Origin of the sequence: Streptococcus chosunensis (assembly GCF_003626515.1) — a bacterium.
GTDB classification, from domain to species: Bacteria; Bacillota; Bacilli; order Lactobacillales; family Streptococcaceae; genus Streptococcus; species Streptococcus chosunensis.
The window spans coordinates 771,078-790,488 of sequence record NZ_RBCK01000001.1 but is presented as its reverse complement, the minus strand read 5'-3'; the positions used below and the strand labels follow the sequence as shown (position 1 = coordinate 790,488).

The window sequence follows — 19,411 nt, the reverse complement described above, 5'->3', positions numbered from 1 at the left end:
CTTCGTCACCTCACGGGATGACATTAAAAACCTTTGCTTGTGATAGTATAGCAAAAATTGTAAACTTTGTAAATCATTTTTTAGTAAAAATTTAAAGCGGGCGTTTATTGGGCATGCCAGCCTTACGTGGAAATTTATTTGGTGTTTCTTTTTTCTTTTCTACCACTGTGATGTAGCGCGGATTTCCATTAGGTAGAGCGTAGCTGAGATTGTCTTCGACCTTACTGAAGAGGAGGTTGAGGGCATTCTTGGCTTCTAACAATTCCTCGGGGGCATTGCTGGCTTTGAGTGCTAGTAGTTTCCCGCCAACTTTGAGGTAAGGAATTGTCAATTCAGATAAAACCTGCATGCGGGCAACCGCACGAGCTGTTACAAAATCATATTGAGCACGGAAGTTTTTGTCTTGTGCAAAGTCTTCTGCACGTCCATGGTAGAAATGAACATTGTCCAAATCCAGCTCTTGAGCCAAAAGTTGGAGGAAGTTGATGCGCTTATTGAGTGAATCAATGATGGTTACATCTAACTGAGGATAGAGAATTTTCATCGGCAGACTTGGAAATCCTGCCCCGGCTCCGATATCAAGAAGTTTGATATTCTCATTGGAAATCAAACCTTGAAGAATAGGTGCAATCGAATCGTAAAAATGTTTGAGATAAACTTCTTCTTTGTCCGTAATGGCTGTTAAATTAATCTTTTCATTCCATTCAACCAAGAGCTCAAAATAACGTTCAAATTGTTTTTTTTGCTGGTCCGAAAGTGGAAGATTTTGCTCGGTAAGCAAGTTGTAAAATGTTTCTGGTTTCATAGTTATTTCCTTCTTTAGTATCATCTTATTTTACCACAATCATTAAAAATTTGATATACTGGTACTAATCTAAAAGTAGAAAGGACTTATATAATGACTTGGATTATTCTTGGAGTTTTAGCTCTTATTGTTATTTTTGTGATTGTTAGCTATAATGGTTTGGTTAAGAATCGTATGCAAACAAAGGAGGCTTGGAGTCAGATTGATGTTCAATTGAAACGTCGAAATGACCTCTTGCCAAACTTGATTGAGACTGTAAAAGGTTATGCCAAATATGAAGGTTCTACCCTTGAAAAGGTGGCAGAACTTCGCAATCAAGTTGCTGCAGCGACTTCACCAGCAGAAGCTATGAAAGCTAGTGATGCCCTTACTCGTCAGGTTTCAGGTATTTTTGCAGTTGCAGAAAGTTATCCAGATTTGAAAGCCAGTGCCAACTTTGTTAAATTGCAAGAGGAGTTGACCAATACAGAAAATAAGATTTCTTACTCTCGTCAACTTTACAACAGTGTTGTCAGCAACTACAATGTAAAATTAGAAACTTTCCCAAGCAATATTATCGCTGGAATGTTTGGATTTAAAGCAGCAGATTTCCTTCAAACTCCAGATGAGGAAAAGGTAGTACCTAAAGTTGATTTTAGCGGTTTAGGTGACTAAGATGTTGTTTGATCAAATTGCAAGCAATAAACGAAAAACGTGGATTTTGTTGCTGGTATTTTTCCTACTCTTAGCTCTTGTTGGCTATGCAGTTGGTTACCTCTTTATGCGGTCTGGCCTTGGTGGTTTGATTATCGCACTGATTATCGGCTTTATCTATGCCATGTCTATGATTTTTCAATCGACAGAGATTGTCATGTCCATGAATGGAGCGCGTGAAGTTGATGAGCAAATGGCACCAGACCTTTACCATGTAGTGGAAGATATGGCTATGGTGGCTCAGATTCCCATGCCACGTGTTTTCATCATTGATGATCCAGCCCTAAATGCCTTTGCGACAGGTTCTAATCCTCAAAATGCGGCAGTTGCTGCGACTTCAGGCCTTCTAGCTATCATGAATCGTGAGGAGCTAGAAGCTGTTATGGGCCATGAAGTCAGTCATATCCGTAATTACGATATCCGTATTTCGACTATTGCTGTCGCCCTTGCTAGTGCTATCACCATGCTTTCTAGTATGGCAGGTCGTATGATGTGGTGGGGCGGAGCAGGTCGCAGACGAAGTGACGATGATAGAGATGGAAATGGTCTTGAAATCATTATGCTAGTGGTCTCCCTACTTGCAATTGTGCTGGCACCTCTCGCTGCAACCTTGGTGCAACTAGCTATTTCTCGTCAGAGGGAATTTCTAGCTGATGCTTCCAGTGTCGAGTTGACCCGCAATCCTCAAGGGATGATTAATGCTCTACGCAAGTTAGACAACAGTAAACCGATGAGTCGTCCTGTCGATGATGCCAGTAGTGCACTTTATATCAATGATCCTAAGAAAGGGGGAGGGTTCCAAAAACTCTTTTATACCCACCCACCTATTTCAGAACGGATTGAACGCTTAAAACAGATGTAAAAAGAATCCAGAGGTTGTCTCTGGATTTTTGTTATGTTACAAATTTATAAATCTTCTAAATTAACTACCTCCAAACCAAGCTCTGTCAAGCGATAGATGGTCGTACAGACTTCTTTTAAGAAACGTCTGTCATGCGAAACAGTGACGAGACCGCCTGGATAGGTTGCAAAGAGTTTTCTGATTTCGGGTTGAGAAGTGGGAGAAAAATTTCGTGTGGGTTCATCCAAAAGGAGAAAGTTTGGTTTGCGCAGGACTAAATCCAAAAGCAGGAGTTTTCCCTGTTGTCCGCCAGATAAGGAGCGAATTTGATGCTGCATTTCTGGATAACTGAAATTGAGACTGGCTAGGTGAGATTGGATTTTCTGTAGTTCCTCTTTTTCTCCAGTTTTGCTGAGATAGGCGATTGGGGATAAATCCAATTGCAGTTTTTTGTAGTAATCTTGTGGCATAAAACCAAGCGAAATCTCTCTTTTATCATTAAGAAGTTGCTTTAATTTGGCTAACAGAGTTGATTTTCCAATACCATTTGGGCCGATGATACCGATTTTATCTTGGGCACGGATAGTTAGTTGTAGTTCCTGAGCCAAAACACGGTCGCCAATGGACAAATTTTCTTTTTCCAATTGGATTAAGACTTTAGAAGCCGGTAATGGTTGGATGTCTGAGAAGAAAAGTCTGATTTCTTCCTCTTCAAGTGGTTTTTGGGTCATGAACTGGGCTGTCTTTTCAATGCGTTTTTCTTGAGAGAGCACATTTTTCATCTTTTTAGCCAATAGGCGACCGGCAGTACTATCTTTAGTAGCTCGAAGCGCAGTTTCTACATTTTGCTTGACTCGCCGATGTTTTTCCATGGTTTTATCATAGGCTCTTTGGTCGTTAGCAGCTTGCTGGCTTTGTCTGGCAAAATTAGCCTTTCTTTGCTCACTATAACGATCATAATCTAAATGCTCTACTAGCGTTTCCGCTTCTTTACGGTGCTTTACCAGTCGCAAGTGGACAATAGTGTCTGCCGTTTGAGACAGAAAGTCTTCATCATGGGAAATGAAAATAACAGTTTGCCTAATCTTGCGAATCTGACCTTTTAGCCAATCAACTGTTTCAAGGTCTAGGTCATTTGAAGGTTCATCTAAAAATAGAATCTCAAAGGGTTTGGCTAACTCATGGATAAGTTGAATTTTCAAAGCTTCGCCCCCTGATAGACTACCAATTTCTTGGTCACTAGCGAAACGATCGCTATCAAAATACACTTCCTCAGCCAAACGATAAAGGATACTGTAGTCTAAATCAATAGAATCTAAAAAGAAGTAGTCGTTTAGAGTTTTCTTTTTCAGCTCCTCGGGAAGTTTTTGAGGAATATAGGCCAGTGACTGATAGTCAGATTGGATGTTTCCCTTGATAGTGAAATCAGACAAATATTCCCCCATTAAAGTTTTAAGTAAGGTTGATTTGCCATTTCCTTCTTCGCCAATAATAGCGACCTTTTCCCCGTATTGGATGGTCATGCTTAGGTCAGAGACAAGGTCTCGTAAATCTTTGTTTTGAGTGATGGTCAGGTGATTGATTTTTATCATATGATTGCCCTTTCTAGAATGTCAATAGTGCATAACAAAAAGCTCTACTTTATCTAGTAGAGCCCAAAGTCACTGTCGAAACTCTATTATCCTCGTTGAAAAACTCGTCAAACTAGCTTGGAGCTGCCTACCCCAACCCAAGAGGAGCATAGCTTTCTAGTTTTTTGATTTTCAATGGGGACAAGATACTAGAAAATCTAGTATGAAAAGAGCACAAAAAGAGACAAAAACAAGATCTACTAAATAAAGGTTCTTTATTTGATAGACTTAATTGTTCATGTCTCCCTTACCTCCGAGTATTAGTATCTCTATCCTATACCTTTCAGGATATTTTGTCAACAGAAAACCGACAATTCTAATCTCTAAAATCCGAAAACAGGTCCATAGAGAGTTAGTACGTGTTTGACATGCTCGTAATGGAACTTGTCATAGTTGCGCCAAGCGGTACGTGCTTGGTCGTTCAGTTTTAGGCTACCGAGGCCTATCAGAAGACTGGTACGTTGGTAAAATTTCTCAAGATCAATTAAGATACTGTTGTCCAACTTTTCCGCTTTTTTGAGCTCTTGCAGAGTAGTATTTAGCAGCTCTTGTAGTCGAATATCATCTGCCCTACCCTGTTTGCAACTTTGGAAACTTTTATTTAACTCGGATAGGAGTTGGGTTGCATTAGTAATGAGTTCTTTGTCTTCCATGTGAGCATCCTCCTTGCTCTGATGTATTATTGCCTATAGTATAGCACTAAAAAACAAAAATGTCATAGTAAATATGTTAAAAAGTAAGAATTTTAATTACAAAGTTTGATGTGCTGATTTGTAGCCTTTTCATGGTATAATCAAGAGAGTAAATCTTTATGGAGGAAGTATGAAATTAAATATTCAAGAAATTCGTAAGCAGTCTGAAGGCTTGCATTTTGAACAAACGTTAGACCTAGCAGCCGATCTGCGTGCACGTAATCAAGAAATTTTAGATGTAAAAGATATCCTTGCAGTTGGGAAAGTACAGTACGAAGACCGTATGTATTTCTTAGATTATCAACTATCTTATACCATCGTTCTTGCTTCAAGTCGCAGTATGGAACCAGTTGAGTTAGTTGAATCTTATTCAGTAACGGAAGTTTTTATGGAAGGCGCAACTAACCAACTAGATCAGGAAGTTTTAGACGATGATTTGGTCTTGCCTATCGAAAATGGAGAACTTGATCTTGCTGAGAGCGTGTCAGATAATATCCTACTAAACATTCCTATCAAGGTCTTGACTGCTGAAGAAGAGGCTGGTCAAGGATTTGTTTCAGGAAATGACTGGCAAATCATGACAGAAGAAGAATACCAAGCCCAACAGGCAGTTAAGAAAGAAGAAAACAGTCCTTTTGCTGGCTTACAAGGACTATTTGACGGAGACGAATAATGGTCTTGTCAAAAAAACGAGCACGAAAAGTGCTGGAAGAAATAATTGCTCTGTTTCCAGATGCCAAGCCCAGTCTTGATTTTACCAATCATTTTGAACTACTAGTTGCGGTCATGTTGTCAGCTCAGACAACGGATGCAGCGGTAAATAAGGCTACACCAGGTCTCTTTGCTGCCTTTCCAACGCCACAAGCCATGTCTGTAGCGACAGAGAGTGAGATTGCTTCACACATTTCTCGCCTGGGACTGTATCGGAATAAGGCTAAATTCCTTAAAAAATGTGCCCAACAGTTACTAGATGATTTTGATGGCCAAGTTCCTCAAACACGTGAGGAATTGGAAAGTCTTGCAGGAGTTGGTCGCAAGACAGCCAATGTTGTCATGAGTGTGGGCTTTGGGATTCCAGCCTTTGCAGTGGATACTCATGTGGAGCGTATCTGCAAACACCACGATATTGTCAAAAAATCAGCGACACCGCTTGAGGTGGAAAAGCGGGTCATGGATATCTTGCCACCGGAGCAGTGGTTAGCTGCCCATCAGGCCATGATTTATTTTGGAAGAGCCATTTGCCATCCTAAAAATCCAGAGTGTGACCAGTACCCACAGTTATATGACTTTAGCAATTTATAAGCAATTTATAAGATGGGGTTTCAAAAGTTTTTGCTTGATTTTAAGCATGCTTTGTGCTATAGTAATTGATAACTAAATATTCCTTTAAACCTGTCCCGTGAGGCAGGCAAGGAGCGCGATAAAGTAGAAGGGTGAAGTCTATACTGTTTGCAGTAGGGCTTACTTAGCTATACATTTCAAGTCTCCTTGTTTAAGGAGACTTTTCTTTTTGGAGGTTTGTCATGAAGGCAAAAGAAGTTGTAGACGAATTGACCGTCAAACGAGCGATTACGCGTATTACTTATGAGATTATCGAACGCAACAAAGATTTGAATAAAATCGTCTTGGCTGGTATTAAAACTCGTGGTGTCTTTATCGCCCATCGAATCCAAGAACGTTTGGAGCAACTAGAAAATCTTTCAGTTCCTGTTGTGGAATTGGATACGAAACCTTTCCGTGATGATGTTAAAAGTGGAGAAGATACTTCTTTAGTTTCTGTTGATGTGACAGACCGTGAAGTTATCTTGGTGGACGATGTACTTTATACAGGTCGTACCATCCGCGCTGCTATTGATAATATTGTCGGTCATGGTCGTCCTGCGCGCGTGAGTTTAGCAGTTCTAGTCGATCGTGGACATAGAGAATTGCCAATCCGTCCAGATTATGTTGGAAAAAATATCCCAACCAGTCGTTCTGAAGAAATCATCGTAGAGATGACAGAACTTGATGGCCAAGACAGAGTTCTGATTACTGAAGAAGCTTAGAAAGCTAAAGGAGTAGCCATGTCAGAAAATCAACAAGCATTGAACCATGTGGTGTCCATGGAAGACCTCACTGTCGATCAAGTCATGAAATTGATCAAGCGAGGAATTGAGTTTAAAAACGGAGCTCAGCTTCCCTATGAGGATCATCCGATTGTTTCCAATCTTTTCTTTGAGGATTCTACACGGACGCATAAGTCCTTCGAAGTGGCAGAGATTAAACTGGGGCTGGAACGACTTGACTTTGATGTGAAGACTAGTTCGGTTAATAAGGGTGAGACACTTTATGATACCATTTTGACTCTGTCCGCTTTAGGAGTGGACGTCTGTGTGATTCGCCACCCTGAGGTTGACTACTACAGAGAGTTGATTGCTAGTCCGACGATTACGACTTCTATTATCAATGGTGGAGATGGTTCGGGACAACACCCTAGCCAGAGCTTGCTGGATTTGATGACCATTTATGAGGAATTTGGTCACTTTGAGGGTCTCAAGGTTGCTATTGCAGGTGACTTGGACCACTCGCGCGTTGCCAAATCCAATATGCAGATTTTGAAACGCTTAGGAGCTGAACTTTTCTTTGCTGGACCTGAGGAATGGAGAAGTCAAGAGTTTGCAGACTATGGACAGTTTGTAACCATTGATGAAATCATTGATCAGGTGGATGTCATGATGTTTCTTCGTGTGCAACATGAACGACATGAAAGTGGAGCTGTCTTTTCAAAAGAAGACTACCATGCCCAACATGGCTTGACTCAAGAACGTTATGACCGTTTGAAAGAAACAGCGATCCTCATGCACCCAGCCCCAGTGAACCGTGATGTAGAAATAGCAGATCACTTGGTTGAAGCACCAAAATCACGGATTGTCCAACAAATGACCAATGGTGTCTTTGTTCGAATGGCAATCTTAGAATCCGTACTGGCGAGTAGAAACGCCAACTAAAACACAAGACGTTAAAAGACGCCAGTGAGCGTCCACGAGAGGTGAAAATATGACAAAAAGACTTCTAGTACTAGAAGATGGCACAGTTTTTGAAGGTAAGGCCTTCGGAGCAGATATTGATGTAACAGGCGAAATTGTTTTTAATACAGGAATGACTGGTTACCAAGAATCCATTACAGACCAGTCTTATAATGGACAAATCTTGACCTTTACTTATCCTTTGGTAGGAAATTATGGAATTAACCGTGATGATTACGAATCCATTATTCCAACTTGTAAGGGAGTTGTCGTTTTCGAAGAAGCACGTAGAGCAAGCAACTGGCGCAACCAAATGACCTTGGATGAATTTTTGAAAGCCAAGAAAATTCCTGGTATTTCAGGGATTGATACGCGTGCACTTACCAAGATTATTCGTAAGCATGGTACCATGCGTGCAACCTTGACCCATGTTGGGGACAGCATGGATCATGTGACTGACCAGCTCCAAGCAACAGTCTTGCCGACAGATAATATCAAACAGGTTTCTACTAAAACATCCTATCCAGCTCCGGGAGTTGGTTTGAGTGTAGTGCTAGTGGACTTTGGTCTCAAGCACTCAATCTTACGTGAACTTTCTAAACGTAACTGTAACGTGACGGTTGTTCCTTATTCGACAACGGCTGAAGAAATTCTCCATCTCAATCCTGACGGAGTTATGTTGTCAAACGGTCCAGGTAACCCAGAAGATGTTCCACAAGCACTGGATATGATTCGTGGTGTGCAAGGAAAAATTCCAATCTTTGGTATTTGTATGGGACACCAACTCTTTGCTATGGCAAACGGGGCTAAGACTTATAAGATGAAATTTGGTCATCGTGGCTTTAACCATGCAGTACGTGAAATTGCAACAGGACGTGTAGATTTTACCAGCCAGAACCATGGTTATGCAGTTAGTCGTGAAGATTTGCCAGAGCATTTGATTATCACCCACGAAGAAATCAATGACAAGTCAGTTGAAGGTGTACGTCACAGATACCAGCCTGCTTTCTCTGTTCAATACCATCCAGATGCAGCCCCTGGTCCACACGACGCTAGCTACCTATTTGACGAGTTTATCGAGATGATGGAAGCTTTTAAACAATCAAACTAAGAACGAGTAAAAGCTCGTCGGAGAATTTATTTAATGGCAACCCGAGAGTTGCCGAATAGAAAGGAGAAGATACATTGTTCGCGGAAGTGAACACGCCCTAAGAACTGTGTGAAAAAGATAAACATCGTCTTGACGCTGAAGGCGTCTGCATCGAGTTTCCTATTTTCACTGTCTTCTTTACGGGCTTTGTATCATAAACTATGCCTAAACGTACTGATATTCAAAAAATTATGGTGATTGGTTCTGGTCCGATTATTATTGGTCAGGCTGCTGAGTTTGACTACGCTGGGACCCAGGCTTGCTTGTCTTTGAAAGAGGAAGGTTATGAAGTTGTCTTGGTGAACTCAAACCCTGCAACTATTATGACGGACAAGGAAATTGCTGATAAGGTTTATATTGAGCCGATTACACTTGAGTTTGTGACACGTATTCTCCGTAAGGAGCGTCCCGACGCCTTGCTGCCAACCCTTGGTGGACAAACTGGTCTCAATATGGCCATGGAATTGTCTAAAAATGGTATCCTCGATGAGCTTGGGGTTGAACTTCTGGGTACCAAATTATCTGCCATTGACCAAGCGGAGGACCGTGACCTCTTTAAACAATTAATGGAAGAGCTCAACCAACCAATTCCAGAATCTGAAATTGTCAACACAGTCGAAGAAGCTGTTGCCTTTGCAGCAACAATTGGTTACCCAGTCATCGTCCGTCCAGCCTTTACCCTAGGAGGTACTGGTGGTGGTATGTGTGCCAATGAGGAAGAATTGCGTGAAATCGCTGAAAATGGATTAAAATTGTCACCTGTTACCCAATGTTTGATTGAGCGTTCTATTGCAGGTTTCAAGGAAATCGAATACGAAGTGATGCGTGACTCAGCTGACAATGCTTTGGTTGTTTGTAACATGGAAAACTTTGACCCGGTTGGGATTCACACAGGGGATTCCATTGTCTTTGCCCCTGCCCAAACCATGTCAGACTATGAAAACCAAATGCTTCGTGACGCAAGCTTGAGCATTATTCGTGCCCTTAAGATTGAAGGTGGATGTAATGTTCAGCTGGCCCTTGACCCACACAGTTTTAAGTACTATGTTATCGAAGTAAACCCTCGTGTATCGCGTTCTTCAGCCCTTGCCTCTAAAGCGACAGGATATCCGATTGCAAAATTGGCTGCCAAGATTGCAGTTGGCTTGACCTTGGACGAGGTTATCAACCCAGTTACAGGTTCAACCTATGCCATGTTTGAGCCTGCCCTTGACTACGTAGTTGCCAAGATTCCACGTTTCCCATTTGACAAGTTTGAAAAGGGTGAGCGCCGTCTCGGTACTCAAATGAAGGCGACTGGAGAAGTCATGGCGATTGGTCGTAACATCGAGGAATCTCTTCTTAAGGCTTGCCGCTCCCTTGAAATTGGGGTGCACCACAATGAAATGCCTGAACTTGCAGCAGTTTCTGATGATGCCTTGATTGAAAAGGTTGTCAAAGCCCAAGATGACCGTCTCTTCTATGTGTCAGAAGCCATTCGCCGTGGCTACACACCAGAAGAAATTGCTGAATTGACTAAGATTGATATCTTCTATCTTGATAAACTCTTGCACATCTTTGAAATTGAGCAAGAATTGGGCGCTCATCCACAAGATCTAGACGTTTTGAAAACTGCCAAACTTAATGGATTTTCAGACCGTAAGATTGCTGAACTCTGGGAAACAACAGCTGACCAAGTTCGTCAACTTCGTTTGGAAAACAAGATTGTCCCAGTCTACAAGATGGTTGATACCTGTGCGGCAGAGTTTGACTCTGAAACACCATACTTCTATTCAACCTATGGTTGGGAAAATGAGTCTATCAAGTCTGATAAGGAATCCGTTCTAGTTCTGGGTTCTGGTCCAATCCGTATCGGTCAAGGGGTTGAGTTTGACTACGCAACTGTTCACTCGGTTAAGGCTATCCAGGCTGCTGGCTACGAAGCCATCATCATGAACTCAAACCCAGAGACCGTTTCTACAGACTTCTCTGTATCAGATAAGCTTTACTTTGAGCCATTGACATTCGAAGATGTTATGAATGTCATTGACTTGGAGCAACCAAAAGGGGTTATTGTTCAGTTCGGTGGTCAAACAGCCATCAATCTTGCGGAGCCATTGGCAAAAGCAGGTGTGACCATCCTTGGGACACAGGTTGCTGACCTAGACCGAGCTGAAGACCGTGACCTCTTTGAGCAAGCTCTTAAAGATTTGGATATTCCACAGCCACCAGGACAAACGGCTACCAATGAAGAAGAAGCAGTTCTTGCAGCTCGTAAGATTGGCTTCCCAGTTCTTGTCCGTCCATCTTATGTACTTGGTGGACGTGCTATGGAAATCGTTGAAAACGAAGAAGACCTTCGTTCTTACATGCGAACTGCTGTTAAGGCTAGTCCAGACCACCCAGTTCTTGTCGATTCTTACATTGTTGGTCAGGAGTGTGAAGTTGATGCCATCTCAGACGGGGAAAATGTTCTCATCCCTGGTATCATGGAGCATATCGAACGTGCCGGTGTCCACTCAGGTGACTCAATGGCCGTTTACCCACCACAAACCTTGTCGCAAAAGGTGCAAGAAACCATCGCAGACTACACGAAACGCCTAGCAATCGGTCTTAACTGCCTTGGAATGATGAACATCCAGTTTGTCATCAAAGATGAAAAAGTCTATGTCATCGAGGTCAATCCTCGTGCCAGCCGTACGGTGCCATTCCTTTCTAAGGTAACCAATATCCCTATGGCTCAGGTGGCGACTAAGCTCATTCTTGGTGATAACCTTGAAGAAATTGGCTACCAAGATGGACTTTACCCTGAAAGCACTCGCGTTCATATCAAGGCACCTGTCTTCTCCTTTACGAAACTAGCTAAGGTAGACAGCTTACTCGGTCCTGAAATGAAGTCAACAGGTGAAGTTATGGGTTCTGATACGACTTTGGAAAAAGCTCTCTATAAAGCTTTTGAAGCTTCTTACCTACACTTGCCAACCTTTGGTAACGTTGTATTTACCATCGCTGATGATGCCAAAGAAGAAGCTTTGGACTTGGCTCGTCGTTTCCAAAATATTGGCTATGGAATCCTCGCGACAGAAGGGACAGCAGCCTTCTTTGCCAGTCATGGATTGCAAGCCCAACCTGTTGGTAAGATTGGTGATGACGATAAGGATATTCCAAGCTTTGTTCGTAAAGGAAGAATTCAAGCTATCATTAATACAGTTGGAACCAAACGAACTGCTGATGAAGATGGTGAGCAAATCCGTCGTTCAGCCATTGAACACGGAGTGCCCCTCTTTACAGCCCTAGATACAGCTAATGCCATGCTTAAAGTATTGGAAAGCCGTAGTTTTGTTACAGAAGCAATCTAGTTGAGAAAGAATTTTCACAGTTAAAAAGCCAGCGTCAGAAAACGCTGGCTTTTGCAATACTGGTGTTGCTTATTTCAACTATCATGCTTTCTTTAAGAATCGTTCCAAAATGTGATATAATAAGAATAAAATGGAAATGGACAAACTATTTTCATTGTATTTTCAAAAACTTCATTAATAAACTAGGTAAAGACTTGATTAGAAAGTGAATATTCCTATGTCTTCTTATAAAAAGGTCTCCCTTTCTGAGATCAATCAATCTATTGAAACTCCCAATAACAATCATTTTTGGCAAAATCTAAAAGTATTTTTAGGGCCTGGAGCCCTTGTAGCAGTTGGTTATATGGATCCTGGGAATTGGATTACCAGTGTGGTTGGCGGTGCTTCCTACAAATATAGTCTCTTATTTGTTATTTTAATTTCATCCATCATCGCCATGCAATTACAACAGATGGCTGGAAAGCTCGGTATTGTGACTAGGATGGATTTAGCGCAGGCAACAGCTCATCATGCTCCTAAGTGGCTCCGTTATAGTCTGTGGGTGATTGTAGAATTAGCTTTAATGGCGACAGACTTGGCTGAGGTTTTAGGTTCAGCGATTGCCTTGAATCTTTTGCTTAAAATACCGATTATGGTTGCTATCCTCCTAACAGTTTTAGATGTATTTCTTTTGCTTTTGTTGATGAAATTTGGCTTCAAGAAGATTGAAGCTATTGTTACAACCCTTATCTTAACCATATTAGGAATATTTTCTTATCTGGTGGCTTTATCTAATCCAAGTATGCAGGGGATCTTTGGTGGTTATTTACCAACTTCGGCTTTGTTTGAAAGTCCCCTGCCAGGGCATGAGAGTCAACTGACTTTGGCTTTAGGGATCGTAGGAGCGACAGTCATGCCTCATAATCTTTATCTTCATTCATCCCTATCTCAAACAAGGAAAATCAACCATAAGGATAAAAAGGATGTTCGAAAAGCTGTACGTTTTATGACCTGGGACTCAAATCTTCAGTTATCCCTAGCCTTTGTTGTCAATTCCTTGCTTCTCATTTTAGGAGCATCGCTCTTTTTTGGTCATGCGTCTGAAATTTCAGCATTCTCTCAAATGTACAATGCTTTACAGGATTCGACAATAGCAGGAGCAATAGCTAGCTCAACTCTGTCAACCTTATTTGCTCTAGCCCTCTTAGCAAGTGGTCAAAATTCTACTATCACAGGTACCTTGACAGGACAGATTGTCATGGAAGGTTTCTTGCATATGAAATTGCCTCAGTGGATCATCCGTATCGGTACACGTATTTTTGCTTTGATTCCTGTGATCATAGTCGCTGTCTTATTTGGACATCAAGAAAAAACCTTGGATCAGTTGTTGGTCTATTCACAGGTCTTTCTTTCCATCGCTCTTCCGTTTTCAATCTTCCCCTTAATCTATCTGACCTCTAAGAAGTCAGTGATGGGAGAATTTACCAATGCTAAGTGGAATACAATCCTTGGCTACCTAGTTTCAATCATCTTGACCATTCTCAATATCAAGCTGCTTTTCGATATTTTTTAAATTCGTTTAAATCAGTTCTGGGCATCAGCTTGAGAATTGATAAAGAGATAATAGTAGTGGTTGACTCATGAAAAGAAGTAAAAAAGAACAGTCGAAACTGTTCTTTTTTATCATTATTTGAGACCGTATTTTACAAAGGTATACTTTGTAATGTTTAAATCCTTATTAAATCAACGTTTCTAAAGGGAAAGTAGCTGTAAAATATTATATATATAGCGTATTGTTAAACCAAGACGGTACCAAAAAGGTACCAAAAATTAAGGTTTCGGAGCTTATAAAATAAAGAAAGTTGTCTCAGGTGTTTGAGATTTTTTTGACAAGAAAAAACTCTTGAATATAATCCAAGAGTAAAACGAATAGGACCAGTGGTGGCACGGGTTCTTTACAGCCTAAAGCTGAAGGCAGTACCTCACCTGTACTTGAAACAAGTACCTTTGAGCAAACTGTTACCAGTCACCCGACATCATCCTATCCTTATCCATAGTTTAGGATAAATAAGAGAGAATGTCAACAATAATTTTTATTAACTTAGGTGTTTGTGATATTTGACTTCTCCTTGATTGATTTATTCCAATTTTACAAAGATATACTCTATAGTGTTTAAATCCTTATTAAATCAACGTTTCTAAAGGGGATAAAGCTGTAAAATATTATATATACCGTATTGTTAAACCAAGACGGTACCAAAAAGGTACCAAAAATTAAGGTTTCGGAGCTTATAAAATAATGAAAGTTGTCTCAATCAGTTGAGCTTTTTTTATTGTCTTTTTGTAGCAAAGTGACATAGTCACTTTTAGTGTGGAATAAGTGAGATAAAAAAACATTGTTTCGTTTTTGATCGATGAAGTAAAGCAAAACATATTGGTCAATAATTTTTCCTCGTGTTGGATACTTGCTGTTAATTTTTATTCCGATTTTCTCATCAGCGTCAAAACCTGCTTCAGGAAAAATTTCTAAACTTTTTAAGCTGTCTAAAATTTTAGCCACAGTATTTTTGGCAGATTGAGGTGATAGAAGTACCGTAGCTATATAGTCGTGTATATTGTCGATAGCTTCCTCGACCTCTTTTGAAGCAATCACGTTATAAGCCATAGCGTACCCTCATATTGTTTAGGGAAGTACCTTCTCCTGCCTCGTATTCTCTCAAGGCACGTTCAGATTGGGCTTGTAATTCCTCAATCAACTGTTCTCTATGTAGATCTTCGGCCGTCTTAATAGGCAAATCTTGCTCCAGGACTATTTGCTCCACAAATAAAGAAATAGCATCTGTCATTGTCATTCCCTTTTCCTTGATAATATTTCGAGCTTGTTCCATAGTAGCTTCATTCAGTTTAAAATTGTATTGTTTTGATAATGTTATAGCCATGATATATCTCCAATCTATACGTTATAGATTGATTATATACTAGATATAGATTTTAATCAAGAAAAAGAGGCTGGGACAATAGTCTCTTATCTTCAAAAAAGCAACGGATTTGTCGTTGCTTTTTTACATGGTTGCGATAGTCTTGGTAAAATAGAATTGCCCAATAAACCATTTAGAAAGACTATCCCATGCATATTCATTATAACACAAATCAAACAACTTTATCACTAGAAATCAGTTCTTTCTTGCCACAAGACCATCTCGTTTTTACTATTGAAAAAGTAGTGAATACCTTTGAAGATTGTCACTTCTACGCCTTCTAATTGCCTATTCACAAGAGATTTTCTCTGGACGAAAAATTGAAAAAATGATGCTTGAAAATCTCGCTATGCAGTACCTAACAGGAGAGTTGGTTGTCAGCTACCGCACTATCAATAGCCATTATCAGGAAACATGGCTTGAAGAAGATAACACCTCATGGTTTCAGACATACTCATGCTACCTTGATGATTGAAGTAGGGGTTGACCCTGTCAATGCAGCCAAAAGGTTAGGGCATGCAAGTAGTCAGATGACCTTGGATACTTATAGCCATTCTACAGTAGCAGGAGAGAAGAAAGCTATCACAAAATTTGTAGATTACCTGGATAGTGCAAAAGGTTAGTTTTCCAAGACGGTACCAAAAACAAAAAAGCCAATTCCAACTTCTTGGAAAAGGCTTTGTATCAACGTTTTTAAGCAATAAATGCGGTTGATTATTTGAGACCGTATTTTTTGTTGAAACGATCCACGCGTCCATCTGCTTGAGTGAACTTTTGACGTCCAGTGTAGAATGGGTGTGAGTCTGATGAAATTTCCACACGGATCAATGGGTAAGTTTCGCCTTCGAACTCAACTGTTTCGTTAGAGCGTTTTGTTGAACCGCTAAGGAATTGGTAACCAGTAGTTGTGTCCATGAAGACAACTGGGCGATATTCTGGATGGATATCTTTTTTCATTTTGCAATATTTCCTTTCTGCCATGGTCTCTTTGCGAGCCATAGATTGTTACCATACTAGTCTATCAGATTCAGAAAAGTTTGGCAAGTATTTTATCAGTTTTTAAGCAAGTTTTTTAACTTTTGGTAGATGATTTCGTTTTCCTCTAGGCTATAGGAATTAGCACCACTTGCTAGGGGGTGGCCTCCACCATCATGCTCCTTGGCAATTTCATTGATAGGATGGATTTTACTGCGTAAGCGAACACGGTAGTGGCCATCAGCCTGTTCTACAAAAATTCCCCAGAGACTGACGCTGTCAATACGTCCAGGTGCACCGACAATGGCTGCAGTTTCAGCATCGGTGACATTGTATTGTTTCAAGATTTCTTGACTCAGGATAACGCGCGCCGCACCATTTTCATCCACTTCCAGATGGTCGTAGATGTAGCCTTGAAGTTTAGCAATTTTGTAGCTCATAGTGTCCATTTTGCGAGTGAGAGACGCAAAGTCAAAGTTATGTTCTCTCAGATAGGCAGCCAGACGGAGGGTCCGTGCAGTTGTAGAAGGATATAGGAAGCGACCTGTATCACCAACAATTCCTGCAAAAAGCAACTCAGCAGCTCGATCTGATAAGGCCAGTTGGGTTGTTTCAGCAAATAGGGCAATCATCTCGCTAGCGCTACTTGAACTAGTGTCCACCCAAGATAGATCGCCATATATATCATCATTTGGATGGTGGTCAATCTTAATGAGAAAATCACCTTGACTATAGCGCTTATCATCGATACGAGCAGTATTCGCTGTATCACAGACGATAACAAGCGCCCCTTGGTAGGCACTATCTTCAACAAGATCCATCTCAGCCATCCAAGTTAGAGTTGGTTCATCAAAACCAACGGCTTTGATGTTTTTTTCAGGGAAATGATATTCCAGCAAGGCTTTCAAGCCCACTTGACTTCCCAAGGCATCAGGGTCTGGTTTCATATGACGGTGAATGATAATCGTGTTGTATTCTTTAATTTTTTCTAAAATTTGATGGCAAATTTCCATAAATAACCTCAATTCTTTCTCATTTCATTGTAGCACAAGAATTTTTATTTTTAAAATGAAAAAGATGTGATATAATGGAGAAAGATAAATTGAGGAGGACGATATGGCATTAGCAAAAATTGTATTTGCCAGTATGACAGGTAATACCGAAGAAATTGCAGATATTGTAGCAGACAAATTACGTGACTTGGGCTTGGATGTCGATGTTGATGAATGTACAACTGTTGACGCTTCAGACTTCTTGGAAGCAGACATCGCTATCGTTGCGACCTATACTTATGGTGATGGAGAATTGCCAGATGAGATGATGGACTTCTACGAAGACCTAGCAGATCTCAACTTGAATGGTAAAATCTACGGAGTGGTCGGCTCAGGAGATACCTTCTATGATGAATTCTGTAAGGCTGTTGATGACTTTGACCGCGTTTTTGTAGCGACAGGGGCAGAAAAAGGTTCAGAGTGTGTTAAAGTTGATCTTTCTGCTGAGGAAGAAGACATTGAACGCTTGGAACAATTTGCAGAAGAATTGGCTGCAAAAGTAGGATAAGCATAAATGTGCGCTGATGCAATCAATCAGTGCATTTTTCTTATCGAGAGTTGGGATTTTACTAGCCTATTTGGTGGCTTTTTGATACAATAATTCAAATAAAGGAGGAGACTGTATGGATTTAGATATTATTCGTCAAGAAATTGATCAAATCGACGACCAAATCGTCAAGCTCTTAGAAGAACGAATGCACTTAGTTGAAGGGGTTGTCGCTTATAAGAAGGCTTCAGGTAAACCAATTTTAGATACCAAGAGAGAAGCAATTATCTTTGAAAAGGTTAGGAGTCGTGTAGAGGACAAGCGCTATCAGGAGACTATTGTCGCAACATTTTCGGACATACTCAAACGTTCGCGTGATTATCAGGATCAAAACATCAAATGAAAAAAGAACAATTTTATCCGCTAGGAATTTTTCTAGCTGCCATGTTGGGCGGACTTGTGCGCTACCTTGTTTCCACTTGGTTGCCAGTCAGTCCAGATTTTCCTTGGGGCATCCTTCTTGTTAACTATCTAGGCATTTTCTGCTTGGTGTACCTTGTCAAGGGTTATCTGGTCTATAAGGGGACTAGTAAGGGCTTGGTTTTAGCACTGGGGACTGGTTTTTGTGGGGGTCTGACAACTTTTTCCAGTCTCATGCTTGATGTTGTAAAACTACTGGATACAGGGCGTTATCTTAGTTTGATCATGTATTTGATTTTGAGCATTGGTGGAGGCCTATTCTTGGCTTATTTTCTAGGGAGGAAGAAATGGTAATCGTCTATCTTGCAATCGCTTGTGGCTTCGGAGCACTCGTACGGTATTTCTTTTCCCGCTATAATCAAGCTTCTAAATTGCCAGTCGGAACGCTCATAGCCAATCTTTTAGGTTGTTTTTTGATTGGATTATTCTACAATCATGTGGAACCTAAGGAAGTTTATGCTATTTTAGCGACGGGTTTTTGTGGCGGTTTAACGACTTTTTCGACCTTGAATGATGAACTGCAAAGACTGCTAAGCAATAAGAAGGTCTTTTATACTTACCTGACTTTGACCTACCTAGGTGGTTTGGTTGCGATTTTTTTAGGAATTCTGCTATAAATTTCTTTACTTTTTTGTGGAAATTTGGTAAACTGTATCTTGTGTGTAATGGACGCACAAAAATACAGTTTATCCGCTGAGGAAGGATCCTCAAGATTGACAAAGATAGGAGAATAAAATGAATCCATTAATCCAAAGCTTGACTGAAGGTCAACTTCGTACAGATATCCCATCATTCCGTCCTGGTGACACTGTTCGTGTACACGCGAAAGTTGTCGAAGGTAACCGTGAACGTATCCAGATTTTTGAAGGTGTTGTTATCGCACGTAAAGGTGCTGGCATCTCAGAAAACTACACAGTTCGTAAAATCTCTAACGGTGTAGGTGTTGAGCGTATCTTCCCAATCCACACTCCACGTGTTGAAAAAATCGAAGTTGTTCGTTACGGTAAAGTACGTCGTGCGAAATTGTACTACTTGCGTGCTCTTCAAGGTAAAGCAGCTCGTATCAAAGAAATCCGTCGTTAATTCGACTAAAAAACTCTGCTTCTTCAGCAGAGTTTTTCTCTAGCTCCCTTAGTTCAATGGATATAACAACTCCCTCCTAAGGAGTAGTTGCAGGTTCGATTCCTGCAGGGGGCATATAAATTATTGATTTTTATGTAGAAATCATTCAAGTTAAAATAGAACTCCTAAAGCGTTAGATTACGCTTTTTTGTTTTTTCATGAATGAAGGAGATGGGGGAATTT

21 protein-coding genes, 1 tRNA gene and 2 pseudogenes are annotated in these 19,411 nt (G+C 40.6%); 17 read left to right on the top strand and 7 right to left on the bottom strand.

Annotated features, from left to right (window positions below):
- Positions 1-91 precede the first annotated feature (91 nt).
- The gene (rsmG, locus tag D7D54_RS03800; RefSeq protein ID WP_120718844.1) at positions 92-805 is read right to left on the bottom strand and encodes a 16S rRNA (guanine(527)-N(7))-methyltransferase RsmG; all 714 of its coding nucleotides are present in this window, start codon (positions 803-805) and stop codon (positions 92-94) included.
- A 93-nt stretch (positions 806-898) separates the two neighbouring features.
- Here rsmG and D7D54_RS03795 point away from each other — a divergent pair, with 93 nt between their 5' ends.
- Together D7D54_RS03795 and htpX are read left to right on the top strand one after the other, a co-directional pair.
- Positions 899-1,459, top strand: coding sequence for a LemA family protein (locus tag D7D54_RS03795; protein WP_120718843.1), 561 nt, complete (start codon positions 899-901; stop codon positions 1,457-1,459).
- A 1-nt stretch (position 1,460) separates the two neighbouring features.
- Positions 1,461-2,360: a zinc metalloprotease HtpX gene (gene htpX, locus D7D54_RS03790; RefSeq protein ID WP_120718842.1), complete on the top strand. Its 900-nt coding sequence runs from the start codon at positions 1,461-1,463 to the stop codon at positions 2,358-2,360.
- 44 nt (positions 2,361-2,404) lie between these two features.
- Here htpX and D7D54_RS03785 read toward each other — a convergent pair whose 3' ends face one another.
- Positions 2,405-3,931, bottom strand: coding sequence for an ATP-binding cassette domain-containing protein (locus D7D54_RS03785; RefSeq protein WP_120718841.1), 1,527 nt, complete (start codon positions 3,929-3,931; stop codon positions 2,405-2,407).
- Between the two features lie 362 nt (positions 3,932-4,293).
- Entirely contained in the window at positions 4,294-4,623 is a 330-nt protein-coding gene (locus D7D54_RS03780) for a hypothetical protein (RefSeq protein WP_033681988.1), read from the bottom strand.
- A gap of 169 nt (positions 4,624-4,792) precedes the next feature.
- Here D7D54_RS03780 and D7D54_RS03775 point away from each other — a divergent pair, with 169 nt between their 5' ends.
- From D7D54_RS03775 to D7D54_RS03745, 7 genes are all read left to right on the top strand, one after another.
- A complete protein-coding gene (locus tag D7D54_RS03775; protein WP_120718840.1) occupies positions 4,793-5,335 on the top strand; it encodes a YceD family protein in 543 nt (180 codons plus the stop codon).
- A complete protein-coding gene (nth, locus tag D7D54_RS03770; RefSeq protein WP_000244443.1) occupies positions 5,335-5,964 on the top strand; it encodes an endonuclease III in 630 nt (209 codons plus the stop codon). Before D7D54_RS03775 ends, nth begins: the two co-directional genes overlap by 1 nt.
- A 221-nt stretch (positions 5,965-6,185) precedes the next feature.
- Positions 6,186-6,707 (top strand): bifunctional pyr operon transcriptional regulator/uracil phosphoribosyltransferase PyrR, encoded by a 522-nt coding sequence (pyrR, locus tag D7D54_RS03765; protein WP_004257972.1) that lies wholly within the window; start codon positions 6,186-6,188, stop codon positions 6,705-6,707.
- A gap of 18 nt (positions 6,708-6,725) precedes the next feature.
- Positions 6,726-7,649: an aspartate carbamoyltransferase catalytic subunit gene (locus tag D7D54_RS03760; RefSeq protein ID WP_020902335.1), complete on the top strand. Its 924-nt coding sequence runs from the start codon at positions 6,726-6,728 to the stop codon at positions 7,647-7,649.
- A 49-nt stretch (positions 7,650-7,698) separates the two neighbouring features.
- A complete protein-coding gene (locus D7D54_RS03755; RefSeq protein ID WP_000166853.1) occupies positions 7,699-8,778 on the top strand; it encodes a carbamoyl phosphate synthase small subunit in 1,080 nt (359 codons plus the stop codon).
- Between the two features lie 200 nt (positions 8,779-8,978).
- Positions 8,979-12,155: a carbamoyl-phosphate synthase large subunit gene (carB, locus tag D7D54_RS03750; RefSeq protein WP_020902336.1), complete on the top strand. Its 3,177-nt coding sequence runs from the start codon at positions 8,979-8,981 to the stop codon at positions 12,153-12,155.
- Positions 12,156-12,372: 217 nt separating this feature from the next.
- Entirely contained in the window at positions 12,373-13,707 is a 1,335-nt protein-coding gene (locus D7D54_RS03745; RefSeq protein ID WP_020902337.1) for an Nramp family divalent metal transporter, read from the top strand.
- Positions 13,708-14,445: 738 nt separating this feature from the next.
- On the opposite strand, the gene D7D54_RS03740 is transcribed toward D7D54_RS03745, so the two are convergent.
- Both D7D54_RS03740 and relB read right to left on the bottom strand, forming a co-directional pair.
- Positions 14,446-14,799 (bottom strand): type II toxin-antitoxin system RelE/ParE family toxin, encoded by a 354-nt coding sequence (locus D7D54_RS03740; RefSeq protein WP_020902338.1) that lies wholly within the window; start codon positions 14,797-14,799, stop codon positions 14,446-14,448.
- The gene (gene relB, locus D7D54_RS03735) at positions 14,789-15,073 is read right to left on the bottom strand and encodes a type II toxin-antitoxin system RelB/ParD family antitoxin (protein ID WP_020902339.1); all 285 of its coding nucleotides are present in this window, start codon (positions 15,071-15,073) and stop codon (positions 14,789-14,791) included. Before relB ends, D7D54_RS03740 begins: the two co-directional genes overlap by 11 nt.
- A 188-nt stretch (positions 15,074-15,261) precedes the next feature.
- Here relB and D7D54_RS09640 point away from each other — a divergent pair.
- Together D7D54_RS09640 and D7D54_RS03725 are read left to right on the top strand one after the other, a co-directional pair.
- Positions 15,262-15,509: pseudogene (locus D7D54_RS09640) on the top strand (transposase); the annotation flags it as partial.
- Between the two features lie 4 nt (positions 15,510-15,513).
- Positions 15,514-15,735, top strand: a pseudogene (locus tag D7D54_RS03725) (tyrosine-type recombinase/integrase); the annotation flags it as partial.
- Between the two features lie 91 nt (positions 15,736-15,826).
- On the opposite strand, the gene D7D54_RS03720 reads toward D7D54_RS03725, so the two are convergent.
- Complete coding sequence (locus D7D54_RS03720; protein WP_000710764.1) at positions 15,827-16,069, bottom strand: type B 50S ribosomal protein L31; 243 nt, start codon at positions 16,067-16,069, stop codon at positions 15,827-15,829.
- A gap of 95 nt (positions 16,070-16,164) precedes the next feature.
- Positions 16,165-17,100, bottom strand: coding sequence for a DHH family phosphoesterase (locus D7D54_RS03715; RefSeq protein ID WP_020902341.1), 936 nt, complete (start codon positions 17,098-17,100; stop codon positions 16,165-16,167).
- 103 nt (positions 17,101-17,203) lie between these two features.
- Between D7D54_RS03715 and D7D54_RS03710 the strand changes: the two genes are divergently transcribed.
- The 6 genes from D7D54_RS03710 (at position 17,204) to D7D54_RS03685 (ending at position 19,303) form a co-directional block, all read left to right on the top strand.
- Positions 17,204-17,647, top strand: coding sequence for a flavodoxin (locus D7D54_RS03710; protein WP_001162125.1), 444 nt, complete (start codon positions 17,204-17,206; stop codon positions 17,645-17,647).
- A gap of 115 nt (positions 17,648-17,762) precedes the next feature.
- Positions 17,763-18,029, top strand: coding sequence for a chorismate mutase (locus D7D54_RS03705; RefSeq protein ID WP_020902342.1), 267 nt, complete (start codon positions 17,763-17,765; stop codon positions 18,027-18,029).
- Positions 18,026-18,400, top strand: coding sequence for a fluoride efflux transporter CrcB (gene crcB, locus D7D54_RS03700; protein WP_033681979.1), 375 nt, complete (start codon positions 18,026-18,028; stop codon positions 18,398-18,400). Before D7D54_RS03705 ends, crcB (D7D54_RS03700) begins: the two co-directional genes overlap by 4 nt.
- Positions 18,394-18,723 (top strand): fluoride efflux transporter CrcB, encoded by a 330-nt coding sequence (crcB, locus tag D7D54_RS03695; protein ID WP_020902343.1) that lies wholly within the window; start codon positions 18,394-18,396, stop codon positions 18,721-18,723. The genes crcB (D7D54_RS03700) and crcB (D7D54_RS03695) overlap by 7 nt, the downstream gene beginning before the upstream one ends.
- Before the next feature lie 118 nt (positions 18,724-18,841).
- Positions 18,842-19,189 (top strand): 50S ribosomal protein L19, encoded by a 348-nt coding sequence (gene rplS, locus D7D54_RS03690; protein ID WP_001068669.1) that lies wholly within the window; start codon positions 18,842-18,844, stop codon positions 19,187-19,189.
- A 42-nt stretch (positions 19,190-19,231) separates the two neighbouring features.
- A tRNA-Arg gene (locus D7D54_RS03685) sits at positions 19,232-19,303 on the top strand.
- Positions 19,304-19,411 lie beyond the last annotated feature (108 nt).

Coding starts and splice junctions, on each gene's coding strand:
- nth (WP_000244443.1), top strand. CDS start 5,335: ATGGTCTTGTCAAAAAAACGAGCACGAAAAGTGCTGGAAGAAATAATT.
- D7D54_RS03775 (WP_120718840.1), top strand. CDS start 4,793: ATGAAATTAAATATTCAAGAAATTCGTAAGCAGTCTGAAGGCTTGCAT.
- D7D54_RS03795 (WP_120718843.1), top strand. CDS start 899: ATGACTTGGATTATTCTTGGAGTTTTAGCTCTTATTGTTATTTTTGTG.
- D7D54_RS03760 (WP_020902335.1), top strand. CDS start 6,726: ATGTCAGAAAATCAACAAGCATTGAACCATGTGGTGTCCATGGAAGAC.
- D7D54_RS03755 (WP_000166853.1), top strand. CDS start 7,699: ATGACAAAAAGACTTCTAGTACTAGAAGATGGCACAGTTTTTGAAGGT.
- crcB (WP_020902343.1), top strand. CDS start 18,394: ATGGTAATCGTCTATCTTGCAATCGCTTGTGGCTTCGGAGCACTCGTA.
- D7D54_RS03705 (WP_020902342.1), top strand. CDS start 17,763: ATGGATTTAGATATTATTCGTCAAGAAATTGATCAAATCGACGACCAA.
- D7D54_RS03740 (WP_020902338.1), bottom strand. CDS start 14,799: ATGGCTTATAACGTGATTGCTTCAAAAGAGGTCGAGGAAGCTATCGAC.
- relB (WP_020902339.1), bottom strand. CDS start 15,073: ATGGCTATAACATTATCAAAACAATACAATTTTAAACTGAATGAAGCT.
- D7D54_RS03720 (WP_000710764.1), bottom strand. CDS start 16,069: ATGAAAAAAGATATCCATCCAGAATATCGCCCAGTTGTCTTCATGGAC.
- D7D54_RS03780 (WP_033681988.1), bottom strand. CDS start 4,623: ATGGAAGACAAAGAACTCATTACTAATGCAACCCAACTCCTATCCGAG.
- crcB (WP_033681979.1), top strand. CDS start 18,026: ATGAAAAAAGAACAATTTTATCCGCTAGGAATTTTTCTAGCTGCCATG.
- D7D54_RS03745 (WP_020902337.1), top strand. CDS start 12,373: ATGTCTTCTTATAAAAAGGTCTCCCTTTCTGAGATCAATCAATCTATT.
- D7D54_RS03715 (WP_020902341.1), bottom strand. CDS start 17,100: ATGGAAATTTGCCATCAAATTTTAGAAAAAATTAAAGAATACAACACG.
- D7D54_RS03785 (WP_120718841.1), bottom strand. CDS start 3,931: ATGATAAAAATCAATCACCTGACCATCACTCAAAACAAAGATTTACGA.
- carB (WP_020902336.1), top strand. CDS start 8,979: ATGCCTAAACGTACTGATATTCAAAAAATTATGGTGATTGGTTCTGGT.
- htpX (WP_120718842.1), top strand. CDS start 1,461: ATGTTGTTTGATCAAATTGCAAGCAATAAACGAAAAACGTGGATTTTG.
- D7D54_RS03710 (WP_001162125.1), top strand. CDS start 17,204: ATGGCATTAGCAAAAATTGTATTTGCCAGTATGACAGGTAATACCGAA.
- rsmG (WP_120718844.1), bottom strand. CDS start 805: ATGAAACCAGAAACATTTTACAACTTGCTTACCGAGCAAAATCTTCCA.
- rplS (WP_001068669.1), top strand. CDS start 18,842: ATGAATCCATTAATCCAAAGCTTGACTGAAGGTCAACTTCGTACAGAT.
- pyrR (WP_004257972.1), top strand. CDS start 6,186: ATGAAGGCAAAAGAAGTTGTAGACGAATTGACCGTCAAACGAGCGATT.